The organism is Sulfurihydrogenibium sp., from assembly GCF_027448985.1.
GTDB lineage: Bacteria > Aquificota > Aquificia > Aquificales > Hydrogenothermaceae > Sulfurihydrogenibium.
Window position 1 is genome coordinate 17,013 of sequence record NZ_DAIDMN010000001.1, and the last position, 12,381, is coordinate 29,393.

15 protein-coding genes are annotated in these 12,381 nt (G+C 33.9%); 9 read left to right on the forward strand and 6 right to left on the reverse strand.

Translation table 11 applies throughout. The features are described from left to right. Positions 1–124 precede the first annotated feature (124 nt). Both NE054_RS00095 and NE054_RS00100 read left to right on the forward strand, forming a co-directional pair. On the forward strand, positions 125–1,546 hold the full coding sequence (locus NE054_RS00095) for an FAD-dependent oxidoreductase (protein ID WP_297886926.1): 1,422 nt from the start codon (positions 125–127) through the stop codon (positions 1,544–1,546). Positions 1,547–1,564: 18 nt separating this feature from the next. Next, entirely contained in the window at positions 1,565–1,708 is a 144-nt protein-coding gene (locus NE054_RS00100; protein ID WP_297886927.1) for a hypothetical protein, read from the forward strand. 18 nt (positions 1,709–1,726) lie between these two features. Here the strand turns inward: NE054_RS00100 and nadD are convergent, their stop codons facing one another. Both nadD and NE054_RS00110 read right to left on the reverse strand, forming a co-directional pair. Beyond that, positions 1,727–2,353, reverse strand: coding sequence for a nicotinate (nicotinamide) nucleotide adenylyltransferase (gene nadD, locus NE054_RS00105; RefSeq protein ID WP_297886929.1), 627 nt, complete (start codon positions 2,351–2,353; stop codon positions 1,727–1,729). Then, complete coding sequence (locus tag NE054_RS00110; protein ID WP_297886931.1) at positions 2,350–3,813, reverse strand: Do family serine endopeptidase; 1,464 nt, start codon at positions 3,811–3,813, stop codon at positions 2,350–2,352. Before NE054_RS00110 ends, nadD begins: the two co-directional genes overlap by 4 nt. 92 nt (positions 3,814–3,905) lie before the next feature. On the opposite strand from NE054_RS00110, the gene NE054_RS00115 reads away from it, so the two are divergent. From NE054_RS00115 to NE054_RS00145, 7 genes are read left to right on the forward strand one after another with little or no spacing between them, the layout of a single operon-like run. Continuing rightward, positions 3,906–4,778: a UbiA-like polyprenyltransferase gene (locus NE054_RS00115; RefSeq protein ID WP_297886932.1), complete on the forward strand. Its 873-nt coding sequence runs from the start codon at positions 3,906–3,908 to the stop codon at positions 4,776–4,778. Beyond that, the gene (gene fabZ / locus NE054_RS00120; RefSeq protein WP_297886934.1) at positions 4,766–5,191 is read left to right on the forward strand and encodes a 3-hydroxyacyl-ACP dehydratase FabZ; all 426 of its coding nucleotides are present in this window, start codon (positions 4,766–4,768) and stop codon (positions 5,189–5,191) included. Before NE054_RS00115 ends, fabZ begins: the two co-directional genes overlap by 13 nt. 10 nt (positions 5,192–5,201) lie before the next feature. Continuing rightward, the gene (locus NE054_RS00125) at positions 5,202–5,477 is read left to right on the forward strand and encodes a hypothetical protein (protein ID WP_297886936.1); all 276 of its coding nucleotides are present in this window, start codon (positions 5,202–5,204) and stop codon (positions 5,475–5,477) included. A gap of 58 nt (positions 5,478–5,535) precedes the next feature. Beyond that, the gene (locus tag NE054_RS00130; protein WP_297886938.1) at positions 5,536–6,954 is read left to right on the forward strand and encodes a hypothetical protein; all 1,419 of its coding nucleotides are present in this window, start codon (positions 5,536–5,538) and stop codon (positions 6,952–6,954) included. 25 nt (positions 6,955–6,979) lie between these two features. After that, complete coding sequence (locus NE054_RS00135; protein ID WP_297886939.1) at positions 6,980–7,873, forward strand: zinc ABC transporter substrate-binding protein; 894 nt, start codon at positions 6,980–6,982, stop codon at positions 7,871–7,873. Continuing rightward, positions 7,866–8,600 carry a metal ABC transporter permease gene (locus NE054_RS00140; RefSeq protein ID WP_297886940.1) on the forward strand — a complete coding sequence of 245 codons (735 nt, stop codon included), beginning with the start codon at positions 7,866–7,868 and terminating at the stop codon, positions 8,598–8,600. The genes NE054_RS00135 and NE054_RS00140 overlap by 8 nt, the downstream gene beginning before the upstream one ends. A gap of 37 nt (positions 8,601–8,637) precedes the next feature. Further along, on the forward strand, positions 8,638–9,126 hold the full coding sequence (locus NE054_RS00145; protein ID WP_297886941.1) for a DUF29 domain-containing protein: 489 nt from the start codon (positions 8,638–8,640) through the stop codon (positions 9,124–9,126). Here the strand turns inward: NE054_RS00145 and NE054_RS00150 are convergent. The 4 genes from NE054_RS00150 to NE054_RS00165 all read right to left on the reverse strand — a co-directional run bounded on the left by NE054_RS00150 (position 9,123) and on the right by NE054_RS00165 (position 12,380). After that, positions 9,123–10,223: a glycosyltransferase family 4 protein gene (locus NE054_RS00150; RefSeq protein ID WP_297886942.1), complete on the reverse strand. Its 1,101-nt coding sequence runs from the start codon at positions 10,221–10,223 to the stop codon at positions 9,123–9,125. The two genes, NE054_RS00145 and NE054_RS00150, sit on opposite strands and share 4 nt — an antisense overlap. After that, on the reverse strand, positions 10,205–10,873 hold the full coding sequence (locus NE054_RS00155; protein ID WP_297886944.1) for a polysaccharide deacetylase family protein: 669 nt from the start codon (positions 10,871–10,873) through the stop codon (positions 10,205–10,207). Before NE054_RS00155 ends, NE054_RS00150 begins: the two co-directional genes overlap by 19 nt. Positions 10,874–10,879: 6 nt before the next feature. Then, the gene (locus NE054_RS00160) at positions 10,880–11,728 is read right to left on the reverse strand and encodes an RNA polymerase sigma factor RpoD/SigA (RefSeq protein WP_297886946.1); all 849 of its coding nucleotides are present in this window, start codon (positions 11,726–11,728) and stop codon (positions 10,880–10,882) included. A 76-nt stretch (positions 11,729–11,804) separates the two neighbouring features. Next, positions 11,805–12,380 carry a hypothetical protein gene (locus NE054_RS00165; protein ID WP_297886948.1) on the reverse strand — a complete coding sequence of 192 codons (576 nt, stop codon included), beginning with the start codon at positions 12,378–12,380 and terminating at the stop codon, positions 11,805–11,807. Between the last annotated feature and the right edge of the window lies 1 nt (position 12,381).

The following is a 12,381-nucleotide window of genomic DNA, read 5'->3' on the forward strand; positions in this document are numbered from 1 at the left end:
AGCTATTATCTTAAAAATTTTTTAATCTTTTCTATGATTTAAATTAGTTAGTTGTTGTTAACTAACGGTTTCAGGAGTATGATAAAATTATTAAGATTTTTAAAAAATTTTTTTGGAGGATGCTATGGCAAAAATTGTTATTGCCGGAAGTGGGTTTGCAGGGCACTACGCAGCTCTTATTTTAGGTGATAGGCTGAAGGGTCAGCATGAAATTACGGTTGTTACCCCAAATGAGACGTTCAACTACATTCCTTCTCTTATATGGGTTGGCGTTGGACAGATGCCTGTTGAGAAAACACAGTTTCCCCTAAAACCTGTCTATGATAAGTTCGGTATCAAGTATGAAAGGGCATTTTTAACGGAAGTGCATCCGGATGAAAACTACGTAATCATTCAACCTTACGGAACTCAGGATACCAAAAAACTTGACTACGACTATCTTTTGGTAGCAACAGGTCCTAAGCTAAACTTTGATGCAACTCCCGGACTTGGACCGGATAAAGGTTATACTTACTCAGTCTGTACACCGCCCCACGCAGTAGAAACAGCAAAAGCGTACTTGGAGTTGGTAAAAAGATTGGAAAAAGGAGATAAAGCTAGAATAGTTATCGGAACAGGACACGGTACATGTACATGTCAAGGAGCCGGATTTGAGTTTATCACAAACGTTCATAATGATTTGGTAGATAGAGGTTTAAGAGACAGGGTTGAGTTGATATGGCTTTCCAACGAACCAAAACTTGGAGATTTCGGTATAGATGGTCTTGAAGCAAAGAGAGGTTCTTTGATATTCACTTCTGAAATGATGGCTGAGGCTATATTTTACGATTACGACATCAAGTATGAAATAAGAAGTCATGTTCACAAAGTAGATGAAAAGAAAATATACACAGAAAATATAGAAGGAGAGTTTAAAGAGATAGAGTACGACTTTGCAATGTTGTTACCGCCGTTTGCAGGTCAACCTATAAAATGGATAGACAAAGATGGAAACGACATTAAAGATAAAGTCTGTAATCCTGCCGGATTTGTAAAAGTTGATGCGGTTTATGGAAAACCTTACGAAGAACTTGATGGTCCAGATTGGCCCAAAACTTATCAGAACCCTATTTACAAAAACATTTTTGCTGCAGGTATTGCATTTGCACCTCCAGGACCTTTATCTAAGCCAAGTAAATCTCCAAACGGAACTTTGATAGCACCTGCACCACCAAGAACAGGATACACAGCTGAACTTTCCGGTAAAGCAGCTGCTTTAAACATAATTGATATGATTGAAGGAAGAGAGCCTCAAAACACAGCATCAATGGCTGAAACTCCAGGACTTTGTGTAGCTTCTATGAAAAATGGTATCTTTGATGGAATGGCAGGAACAATAGCAATTTTCCCTGTCGCAAGGAACAGAGCAAAATATCCGGAATACGGAAGAGATTTAGACCTTTGTGTGGCAGAACCTGGTAAAGCTGGAGCTTGGTTTAAACTTGGACTACACTATGCATTTTTATGGAAACTCCAAGGTAAACCTTTCTGGAAACTAATACCTTAAAAATAGGAGGAAGATACTATGGCACAGGCAAAATTTAGATTTTCAGATAGTGACAAAAGAAGAATGCACTCTTTGATTTATCAACTTTTCAGAGCGATAAGTCTTGCTTTTCACTTTTTAAAACTTGTTAAAGTAGCTGAAAAAGGATATAAAACTCATTAAAAAGACAGAAGCAGTCCTTTATGGACTGCTTCTATAAAGATTTTTTCTGTGTATATAATCTTCTACTTCCTTTGTTGTTAGGTACTTTATGGATTTATTCAATCTAACTCTTTCTCTTATCTCTGTTGATGATATATCAATCCTTCGGCTATCGTAAAAGTAAACACCATTTTTAATGTTCTTTTCATTATAGTAAATATCTGTAAAGTTAAACATTTTTTTTAAGTATTGAAAAATAGTTTTGTAATTGTCTTTACCTCTTCCTACAACTATAAAGTTTGCGATTTTTAAAAGTTCATCCGGATTTTTCCATTTATGAAGCGTTAAAATAGAATCAGAGCCAAGTATAAAAACAGGTTTATGAGAAAGAATCTGTTGATAATGTTTAGCTGTATCTATCGTAAAAGATTTTCCACCTTTTTTTATCTCATAGTCAGACACTTCAAAAAAAGGGTTATCTTTTATAGCTAAATTTAACATATTTACCCTATCTTCCGCTGAAGCATTTGTAAAGGATTTTAAAGGAGAGATAAAAGCCGGAATAAATACTATCTTCTCTAACCCAAAAAATTCCCTTACATCTTCAGCAATTCGTAAATGACCCAGATGAACTGGGTCAAAACTTCCACCAAATAGAGCTATCATCTTAAAGATAGTGTTGTGTATATTCTGTTATCACCTCTTTGAACATAGAGTAAAACGTTGTCTTGTCCTTCTTTTTTTGCTTTACTTACCAAAGACCAAAATTCAGAGGAAGATTTTATCGGTTTTCTGTTTACAGACAGAATAATATCTCCTGCTTGTAATCCTGCATCTTCAGCGGCAGAACCTTCTTTGACCGCATAAACTAAAACACCGTAATCAACTTTTGGAAGTCCGTATTTTCTAATTAAATCCGGAGTTAAATCTTTTACTATTAAACCTACTGTATTTTCTATACTTGTCCCATCTTGCGGTGTTTCTACAGCTGTATCCTCTGACTCCAATGGAACCGTAACAACGTCAAATGTAAGCTCTTTTCCATCTCTTATTACTTTGATTTTTAGTTTTGTACCTGGTGGATTTTTCATAATTTGATTTTGAAGGTCCGCTATGTCTGATATTTTCTTTCCATTTACTTCTACTATTATATCTCCGGCTCTTATTCCGGCTTTATCCGCAGGACCTCCTGGTTGTACGTTTGATACCAAAACTCCTTCATTTACTCCAAAGTGTTCTGCCAAATCTGCTGTTAAAGGCTGTATTATAACCCCTATCTTGCTTCTTTTTACTTTTCCGTATTTTAAAATCTGGTCCATTACCCATTTAGCTTGGTTTATAGGAACTGCAAATCCAAGTCCTTGTGCACCTGCAATTATTGCTGTATTTATTCCTACCACTTCTCCTTTCACATTTATCAAAGGTCCACCAGAGTTTCCTGGGTTAATAGCAGCATCTGTTTGAATGAATCCTTCTCCAGGTCTGTCCTCTATCTGTCTGTTTTTGGCAGAAACTATTCCTATGGTTACAGTGTCAGAAAGACCAAGAGGTGCTCCTATTGCAATTACCGTTGAACCTACTTTTAGCTGGTCTGAATCACCAAGTTTTAGCACATTTTTAGAAGCAAATTCTTCAATACCTTTCTTGAATGGAACCTCTATAAGTGCAACATCACTTAGTTTATCTCCTCCAACCACTTTACCTTTTAAAGTCACTTTGTTTTTAAATTGAACCTGTATGTCTTTTGCGTTTTCTACTACATGGTTGTTAGTCAGTAGATAGACCACTTTTTTGTTGTAGTCGATATCTACTATGAAAGCTGAACCAAGTCCTTGTCTTTTTTGTTTAAACTGGGGAGTATTTGGTATTCCAAAGAAATCTCCAAAAGGCATATCAAAAAATGGGTTTCGGACGGTTATTTCTTGTGTTGTAAATACTGTGGCAACTCCGGATGATACAGCTTCTATAAGTTTAACCCTTTCCTCGTCTGCAGCTTGCAGGTTTGGAAAGTTGTAGGACTTCCCTTGAACGTTTTGCTTATAACCTTCCTGATACTTTTCAAACTGAGCCTTAACTATAAATGTAAGTGCAAGAATTAAAGCTACGGGTAAAATCAGCTTCTTCACGATTTTTATTACCTCCTGTTTTTTAATCAACTTAGTTCTCCAACAATTGATATAATTATTATAATTTTAATGTGTTGAGGTTGTGTTAACAAGTGATAAACAAAATTAAAACTTACCTTGAACTGATTAAATTTTCTCATACAATCTTTGCTATTCCTTTTGGAATTTCATCAGTTTTTATAGTAGAAAAATCAATTCCTTCATTGGAAAAATTGTTTTGGATTTTATTAGCTTTGATATTTGCAAGGACAGCCGGAATGGCTTTTAACAGGTATATAGATGTTCCTATCGATAAAATGAACCCAAGGACCAAAAACTGGCCTTCTGTAAAAGGTGAAGTAAAACCTTGGGAAATGATGGTTATTGGTCTTATTTCTTCAATACTTTTTATGTATACTGCTTACAAGTTGAATATGCTTGCTTTTTGGCTTTCTCCGATTGTTGTTTTACTTTTACTGATATATCCGGCTGGAAAGAGATTTACTCAGTACGTTCACCTAATTTTAGGAATGGTTTACTTTTTAATACCTGTTGCTGTATCTATAGCTTTAAAGGGTTATGTTGAGCTATCAGCTGTTATGCTTGGGTTGGCTATGGCTTTTTGGGTATCCGGATTTGATATTTTATACGCACTGCAAGATTACGAATTTGATAGAGCTTTTGGAATATACTCTATACCTGCAAAATACGGAGTAAAGAATGCAATTATCATAGCAAGACTTTTTCACTTTTCAACCTTTATCTTTATAGTTCTAACAGGGATAACATCCGGATTAGGCTTGATTTACTTTGTAGGAGTGTTTATCCTTAGTGGATTTTTAATTTATGAACATCTTTTAATAAAGGAGAATGATTTATCAAAGATAAACAAAGCTTTTTTTACAGTTAACGGATTTGTAAGTATAATATATATGTTTTTTGTTATTGCAGACCTATACTTAGGAGGATTATTATGGAAAATGTAATGGACATAATGAAAGTTTTACCCCATAGATACCCATTTTTGTTGGTAGATAGGATACTGGAAATTGATGTAGAGAATATGAAGATAAAAGCTTTAAAAAATGTTACTTACAACGAGCCTTTTTTTGTTGGACACTTTCCGGATAACCCAGTTATGCCCGGTGTTTTGATAATAGAAGCTATGGCACAGGTTGGAGCTTATCTAATGTTAAAGAAAGCCAATATAACAAACGGAACAGTTTTATTTGCCAGTATAGAAGAAGCAAAGTTTAGAAAACCTGTAGTTCCCGGAGACCAGATAATATTTGAAGTAGAAGGAATAAATATAAAGAAATCTATGGGAAAGATAAAAGCGGTAGCAAAAGTGGACGGTCAAGTAGTCTGTGAAGCCATTTTGATGGCAGCAGTAAAATAAATCTAAAAATATGAAACTAAAAAAGTTTTTTAGCTTACTAATAGGTTTATACCTATTATTTGCAAACTCACTGACTTTAACACACCACCATGAAGACCATAAAACCCATCCGGACTGTCAAGTTTGTGTATTACAACTAAATCAACAATCTGAAGACCCAAACGATTTAACCTTTAACTTTGAAATTAAAAATTTTGAAGAAAAACACATATCAAAACCTCAAACATATTATATCAAGAAAGAAATACCTCTAAGCATCCTTCCACGAAGTCCTCCTCTCTTTTGATTCTTACAAAACTTTCTAACACTTTTTAACCAAAAAATTTTAGAGAGGAGGTATTACTATGAAAAAGTATTTGATTACAGCTTTAATACCATTTTTAACAGCAACTGCATCAGAAGTTGATGAGTTAAAAAAACAACTTGAAAAACAACAACAAATCATTCAACAACTCCAAGAAAAGGTAAAACAACTTCAAGACCAGCAGGAGATACTTCAACAAACCAGAGGAAAACTCCAAAACGTTGACGGAAGGGACCCTTTTGAAAAGATGTTATCTAATCCATTTTCACAAGCAAAATTTGTTCCGGATATATCCTTACTGTTAGACTTTTCTTACGTAAGTAGAAACCTTACAGATGACACTTATAAACAAGTTCAAATACCCGGATTTAACCATGGACTTTTCCACTCCCATGATGGACATGAGGGAGAAGGTCCATACAATCCGGAAAGAGGATTTAACCTAAACTACGCTCACCTTTACATCGCCCAAACTGTAGACCCATACTTTGATTTAGTTGGTATATTCCACCTAAGAGAAAGTGCTTTTGAGATAGAAGAAGCTTATATAAAAACACGTCAACTACCTTACAACTTAGGACTAAAGCTTGGGAAGTTTTACAGTAAATTTGGAAGGCTAAACGAGAAACACCACCACTACTGGGACTTTGTAGATGCACCACTTATATACTACTCAATTTTTGGTCCTCACAACTTACTTGAAAAAGGCTCTCAGTTGACTTGGCTTGCACCTACACCTTTCTTCTTACAATTTGGACTTGAAATCCTTCAAGGAGATAACGAAAACAACTTCAACAGGAATGGTTTTACCGTAAACACAAAGCAAAATGGTTCAGGAGATAACATTAAAATATCAGATACCAAAAAACCTAACCTGTATGTTTTTTATGTGAAACCATCTTTTGACATAGGTAATGTTTCCATACTCTCAGGACTATCCTACGCCCAAGGTGGAACAAGAATTGACCATCTTACAGATGATACACCTCATGCCATATCAGGTACAACTAAAATTTACGGAGCTGACCTTACAGTCAGGTACAACATAGACTCTTACAGGTATATAACTTGGCAGTCAGAGTACATATACAGAAAGTTTGACGGAACAAGGTATGGTTATAACAATGTTGGAAATCTTATAACACCTTCATTGGAAAAGAAACAGGGAGGATTTTACTCTCAAGTTGTTTACAAGTTTGACCAAAGATGGAGAACAGGTGTAAGGTACGACCTTATAAACAAAAACGATGTAATATTAAATGGAGTAAACCAAAATCAACCTGACAACCTTTACAGATACTCGTTTATGATAGACTTTTTACCTTCGGAGTTTTCAAGGATAAGACTTCAATACAACTACGACAAAAGTCTATTTTTAGAAAATGAAAGAAAACCAAACCAAGAGATTATCTTACAGTTTAACATTGCCATCGGAGCTCACGGAGCCCATGGATTTTAAAAAGACTTCAAGAAGGAGGTAGGAAATGAAAAAGTTTGTATTTTTAATACTGACATTTATAACAGTAATCGGTAGTGCAAAAGCACAGTTGAAAGTTGTTACAACCTATCCTTACATAGCAAGTATTACAAAGGAGATAGTTAAAGATAAAGCTAAGGTGGATTATTTAGCATCCGGAAACCTTGACCCTCACTTTGTAGTACCAAAGCCTTCTTTATCTGTAAAACTAAGGGATGCTGACTTGCTTATAATAAACGGAGTATCTTTAGAAATTGGTTGGCTTCCTCCTCTTCTAAACCAAGCTAACAATGGTAAAATACAGCCTTCATCTTCCGGATTTTTAGACTTATCTTTATTTGTAAAGTTGATTCAAAAACCTGAGAGTGTGTCAAGAGCTATGGGAGATGTTCATCCGGAAGGAAATCCCCACTTTCACTTGGACCCTTATAACATTCCTTTGTTGTCGGATGCCATCACCTCAAAACTGTGTAAACTTGACTCTCAAAACTGCCAATTTTATCAAGATAACAACAAAACCTTCAAAGCAAGATGGAACGAAAAAATAAAACAGTGGAACACATCTATGGAAAAAGTAAAAGGAGTAAAAGTTGTTGAGTACCATAAACTTTTTGACTACTTTTTAAACAGGTACCAAATGGTTGTAGCTGGTACTATAGAGCCTCTTCCAGGTATTCCACCTACAGCAAAACACCTTGAAAATCTCATTCAAACTATTAAAACCGAGAAAGTAAGTCTAATACTGCAGGATGTTTACCATCCTTTAAAACCAGCTCAATTTTTAAGTGAAAAAACATCTGTAAAGTACGTTATCCTCCCTCATGATGTTGGAGCTGTGAGTGAAGCAAAAGATATATTCTCACTTTTTGATGAAATAGTAAAGAGGATAACAAATGATTGACCTTCTTCTACCACCTCTTTTACTTAGTTTAGTTTTACTTGTAATCCACAGTTATTATGGGCTTGAAATTATAAAAAGAAACATCATTTTTACAGACCTTGCAGTTGGACAGATGGCAGCCGTTGGGGTTGCCGTCTCCCTTTACCTTTTTGAAGGACAATACCTTTACTTATTTTCTCTTTCTTTTGCACTTATAACATCTTTGCTAATAGCTTATGTAAGCCATAAAGAAAATCTGTCTCAGGAAGCTTTTATAGGTTTGATTTACGCTCTTGGAACATCCTTAATATTTATAGTTATGTCAAAATCTCCCCATGGATTAGAAGAACTCAACAACCTTTTAGCTTACGACATACTTTTTACTTCCTACAATGAAGTTTTTAAGGTATCTTTACTTTATCTGTTAATAGGTGTTTTTATTTACTTTGTTGTTAGTAGATTATCCGGATTTAGGAGAGAGTTGGCATTTTTCACAACATTTGCCATAACCTTAACAAGCTCTGTAAAGTTAGCAGGTGTTTTTGTTGTTTTTTCCATTTTGATATCTCCAACTTTTATATCACTTAAATTATTCAAAAAAAATCATATTCTATACTCTATCTTGGTGGGTATGGTATTGATATTCCTTTCTTTATTAATATCTTACAACTTTGATTTTCCAACAGGGTATACAATAGTATTTATTAACACTCTATTTGCCATAGTGTTGTCAATCTTTAAAAAATGATAAAATTTTATTAAAAGCTAAAAATAGAGGTAGTAAAATGAAAACCATAGAAGTATCAAAAGAACAGTTAAAACAGTTATACGATAAGGATTATCCTCTGTGGGTAGATATAAACCTCCAACTGCTAAAAGACAAGGCTTACGAGTTGGTGGACTGGGACAACCTACTTGAGGAGATAGAAGATATGGGAGCAAGACACTTAGAGGCTTGTGTCAGCTATTTAGCTGTTATTTTAGAACATCTGTACAAGTTGGATAACTTCAAACATTTAGCTGGTGGTAATACAGCCGGAAAAAGCTGGGAAAGGAGTGTAAGAAATGCAAGAAGAGAGTTAAAAGTACTTTTGGAAGATTATCCAAGTTTACAATATAAACTTCCCACTGAAATTGATAGAGCTTGGAGACATGCGGTAGTTAAGTTGAAAAATTGGCTTGATGAAAACGATAAAAATCCAGATGATTACAACTTTCCTCAAAAATGCCCGTACACATACGAAGAAGCTTTAAATAGAAGTATTGAAGATTAAACTCTTTTCAATTCATTCACAAATTTACTTAACACTTTTTCCTTTGTATACTTTTCTAAAAACTCATTGTAAGCGTTTTGTGTTATCTTTTGATAGAGTTCTTTATCTGATAGAACATTTTTAACTTTATCAACAACCTCATCTACATTATCTTTTTTTGCAATTAATCCGGATTTATAGTCTTCTACCAAGTACTTTAGATTTTCAACGTCGTAAACTACCACAAGACTTTTTACAGCAAAACCTTCTACAACCGTCCTTCCAAAACTCTCTTCTCCTTTGGATAGTACCATTACAACATCAGATGCTTTTAGATATTTATGGGGTTGTGTTGTGTTTCCGGTTGTAATTAATTTTTCATATAAACCATACTCTTTAAATTTCTCAACAACTTGATTAAAATCTGTCCCATCTCCTATTATCAAAAATCTTAAATTACCAAAACTTTCATTTAGTTTTTTACATACTTCAACATAATCAAATACACCTTTTCCTCTATTTACTTTACCTATGAATGTTATTACTTTTTCTTCCGATGTAATGTTTAGCTTCTTTCTGATTTCTTCTTTCTCTATTGGATTGTAATAAAATTTTTCCTCGTCTATAAAGTTTGGTAAAACTACTATCTTTTCTTGTGGAATTCCATCTTTTAACAGTCTTTGTTTACTTGCCTGACTTACCGCAAATATTTTATCTACATTTGGTAGAATAAACTTTTTATTAAAAAATGGTTGGTAGTTAAGCATATGGCGAAATAGTATTATCTTTGCCCGGGATACTTTACCTGCTAAAAATGTGTTTATGTACTCGTTCCCGTTGTTTCCTACTATAAAATCCGGATTTAACTTTTTTGCTAATGAAATAAGCTTTATCGTGTTTATCGGTGAAAACTCAGATTTCAACGTTATATAGTACTTGTTTTTATCTGATGTGTTTTTATCTACAAAGCTACCTTTTGCAACAGCTTTATAAAGTATTATATCCGGATAGTACTTTTCTATGTTGTTTATAAAGTCTATTGAGTGAAGTTCTGTACCTCCAGGATTTGGATTTGGGTTTGCGTTCAACCAAAGTAGTTTCATAGTAAAACTTTCCATAAAAACTGTGGTAAAATCCAATGTCCAAAAACTGTAACTCTTTTTATTTCAAACATATCTTTACTTTCTTCAAAAGTACCGTGTTTAGTTGTAAAAGCCATCTTGTATCCTGCATCAATTACCATCTCTTTTACTTTTTGGTTGTAATCTCCATAAGGATAACAGAAAGTTTTTATCTCTACACCAAGTTTGTCTTCTAAAATTTTCTTTGAGTCTTCTATCTCTGCTTTTGCTGTTTTTTCCGGAATCTTTGTTAAAAAAGGATGGGTTATTGTGTGGGAACCTATCTCAAATCCTTCACTTACTAAAAACTTTATCTCTTCCCAATCCATCAATGGCTTTTTTACATTTAGTTTTTTCCAGTCCCATAGGTTGTACTTGTCTGTTAATCCGGCTACAACGAATATTAAAGCTTTTGCTTGGTACTTTTTTAAGGTAGGGTATGCGTTTTTTATAAAATCTCTGTATCCATCGTCAAATGTAAGTAAAACTGCATTTTTACTTTTATCTATCTCGTTAGATAAAACAGTATTTTTAAATTTTTTCAAATACTTTATCTGATTTCTAAATTTATCCGGATTTACATACAAACTTTTTAACTTGGCTTCTTTGGGTGGATAGTCTATGTTGTGGTATGTTAAAACCTTCATAAAACACTAAGATAGAAAATCCTGTAGATGTTTTTTTAAAGCTAAGGCTTTTAATTTTTTCAATGCTCTTTGTTCAAGCTGTCTTACTCTTTCTCTTGATATACCAAGCATTTCTCCCACTTCTTCTAAAGTTTTTGGCTCTACACCTTCCAGTCCATATCTTAATTTTATTATTTCTCTTTCTCTTTCATCAAGAACGTTAAGCATACCTTCTAATTCTTTTTTTAAAGTTTCTTCTACCAACTCTCTTTCTACATCTTCTGTTCCTTTTTTGGATAAAATGTCAAGTAGGGTAAAGTCCTCTTCTCCACCTTCACCAAGGGGCATATCCAACGATATTGGCTGTCTTACTATGGATAGGGCATTTTTGACTTTCTTAACAGATGTTTTTAACTCTTTTGCAATCTCTTCTTCCGTTGGCTCTCTACCTAACTCTTCTTTTAACTTTTCGTAAGTATCTTTAACCTTTGCAATAAATAAAGATTCTTTTATAGGTATTCTTAACGCTCCTGTTTGTTGAAAGATGGTTTGCATTATAGCCTGTCTTATCCACCATACAGCGTAGGAGATAAACTTTACGTTTTTTTCTGGATCAAACCTCTTTGCAGCTTCTATAAGTCCAAGGTTTCCGGCTGCTATAAGGTCCGTTAAAGGAACTCCCCATCCCATAAAGTTTTTTGCAATACTTACAACAAACCTTAGATTACCTTCTATCAGCTTTTTTAAAGCTTCTTTATCTCCTTTCTTTGCACGGATAGCAAGCTCTTTTTCTTCTTCAGGAGAAAGCATCGGGTGCTTTCCCATCTGTTGCATGTATAACTGTAATGTGGTTAGTTCTTTGTCTTGTTCAGCCATTTTGATTACCTTTTTAAAGTTAAGTTTATACCATTAAAATTATTTATAAAAGTTTAGCATAAATCAATGAGATATCTCAATTTAGAAATTCTACACTACCATCTGAAAATTCAACCTTGTTAAACTGTATCTCAATCTTTAAGTCTTCTACAGGAGCGTCTTTTATGTACTTTAAGTTTGGTTTATCAGTTTCGTAAATTATCTCTATCGTTCTTCTGAATGTCTCTCCCGGTTTTATTTTATTTGACCTTATAAAGTCTAAAGGTTTGTAAACTTTTATTGGCTGAGTTAAAAGTTCGTTTCCGGATTTATCGTAAATTTTAAGGTTTCCGTATAAAACATCAACATCTTTTTTAAAGTTTGATGTAAAGTTGAAAACTAAAAGTATTTTGTCATCTCTATCGTAAAGTTTGTTTTCTCCTTTGTGAAACTTTTTCTGAATCATGGTGTATTCAACAGGTTTTACACCTTCTTTTAACAAGATAGGTTCTTTTTCTTTGCTTTGGATAACAGGTTTTCCTTCAAGTTGTAAAACTCTCTCTTCAAGTTGTTTTATTTTCTTTTCAAGATTTTCCACTCTCTCTTCCAACGATTGAGCAAAAGAAAAGCTGATTACCGATAAAACAGTTAATCCGGATAAAACTTTTTTCATC

Coding starts and splice junctions, on each gene's coding strand:
- NE054_RS00095 (WP_297886926.1), top strand. CDS start 125: ATGGCAAAAATTGTTATTGCCGGAAGTGGGTTTGCAGGGCACTACGCA.
- NE054_RS00100 (WP_297886927.1), top strand. CDS start 1,565: ATGGCACAGGCAAAATTTAGATTTTCAGATAGTGACAAAAGAAGAATG.
- nadD (WP_297886929.1), bottom strand. CDS start 2,353: ATGATAGCTCTATTTGGTGGAAGTTTTGACCCAGTTCATCTGGGTCAT.
- fabZ (WP_297886934.1), top strand. CDS start 4,766: ATGGAAAATGTAATGGACATAATGAAAGTTTTACCCCATAGATACCCA.
- NE054_RS00125 (WP_297886936.1), top strand. CDS start 5,202: ATGAAACTAAAAAAGTTTTTTAGCTTACTAATAGGTTTATACCTATTA.
- NE054_RS00130 (WP_297886938.1), top strand. CDS start 5,536: ATGAAAAAGTATTTGATTACAGCTTTAATACCATTTTTAACAGCAACT.
- NE054_RS00135 (WP_297886939.1), top strand. CDS start 6,980: ATGAAAAAGTTTGTATTTTTAATACTGACATTTATAACAGTAATCGGT.
- NE054_RS00140 (WP_297886940.1), top strand. CDS start 7,866: ATGATTGACCTTCTTCTACCACCTCTTTTACTTAGTTTAGTTTTACTT.
- NE054_RS00145 (WP_297886941.1), top strand. CDS start 8,638: ATGAAAACCATAGAAGTATCAAAAGAACAGTTAAAACAGTTATACGAT.
- NE054_RS00150 (WP_297886942.1), bottom strand. CDS start 10,223: ATGGAAAGTTTTACTATGAAACTACTTTGGTTGAACGCAAACCCAAAT.
- NE054_RS00155 (WP_297886944.1), bottom strand. CDS start 10,873: ATGAAGGTTTTAACATACCACAACATAGACTATCCACCCAAAGAAGCC.
- NE054_RS00160 (WP_297886946.1), bottom strand. CDS start 11,728: ATGGCTGAACAAGACAAAGAACTAACCACATTACAGTTATACATGCAA.
- NE054_RS00165 (WP_297886948.1), bottom strand. CDS start 12,380: ATGAAAAAAGTTTTATCCGGATTAACTGTTTTATCGGTAATCAGCTTT.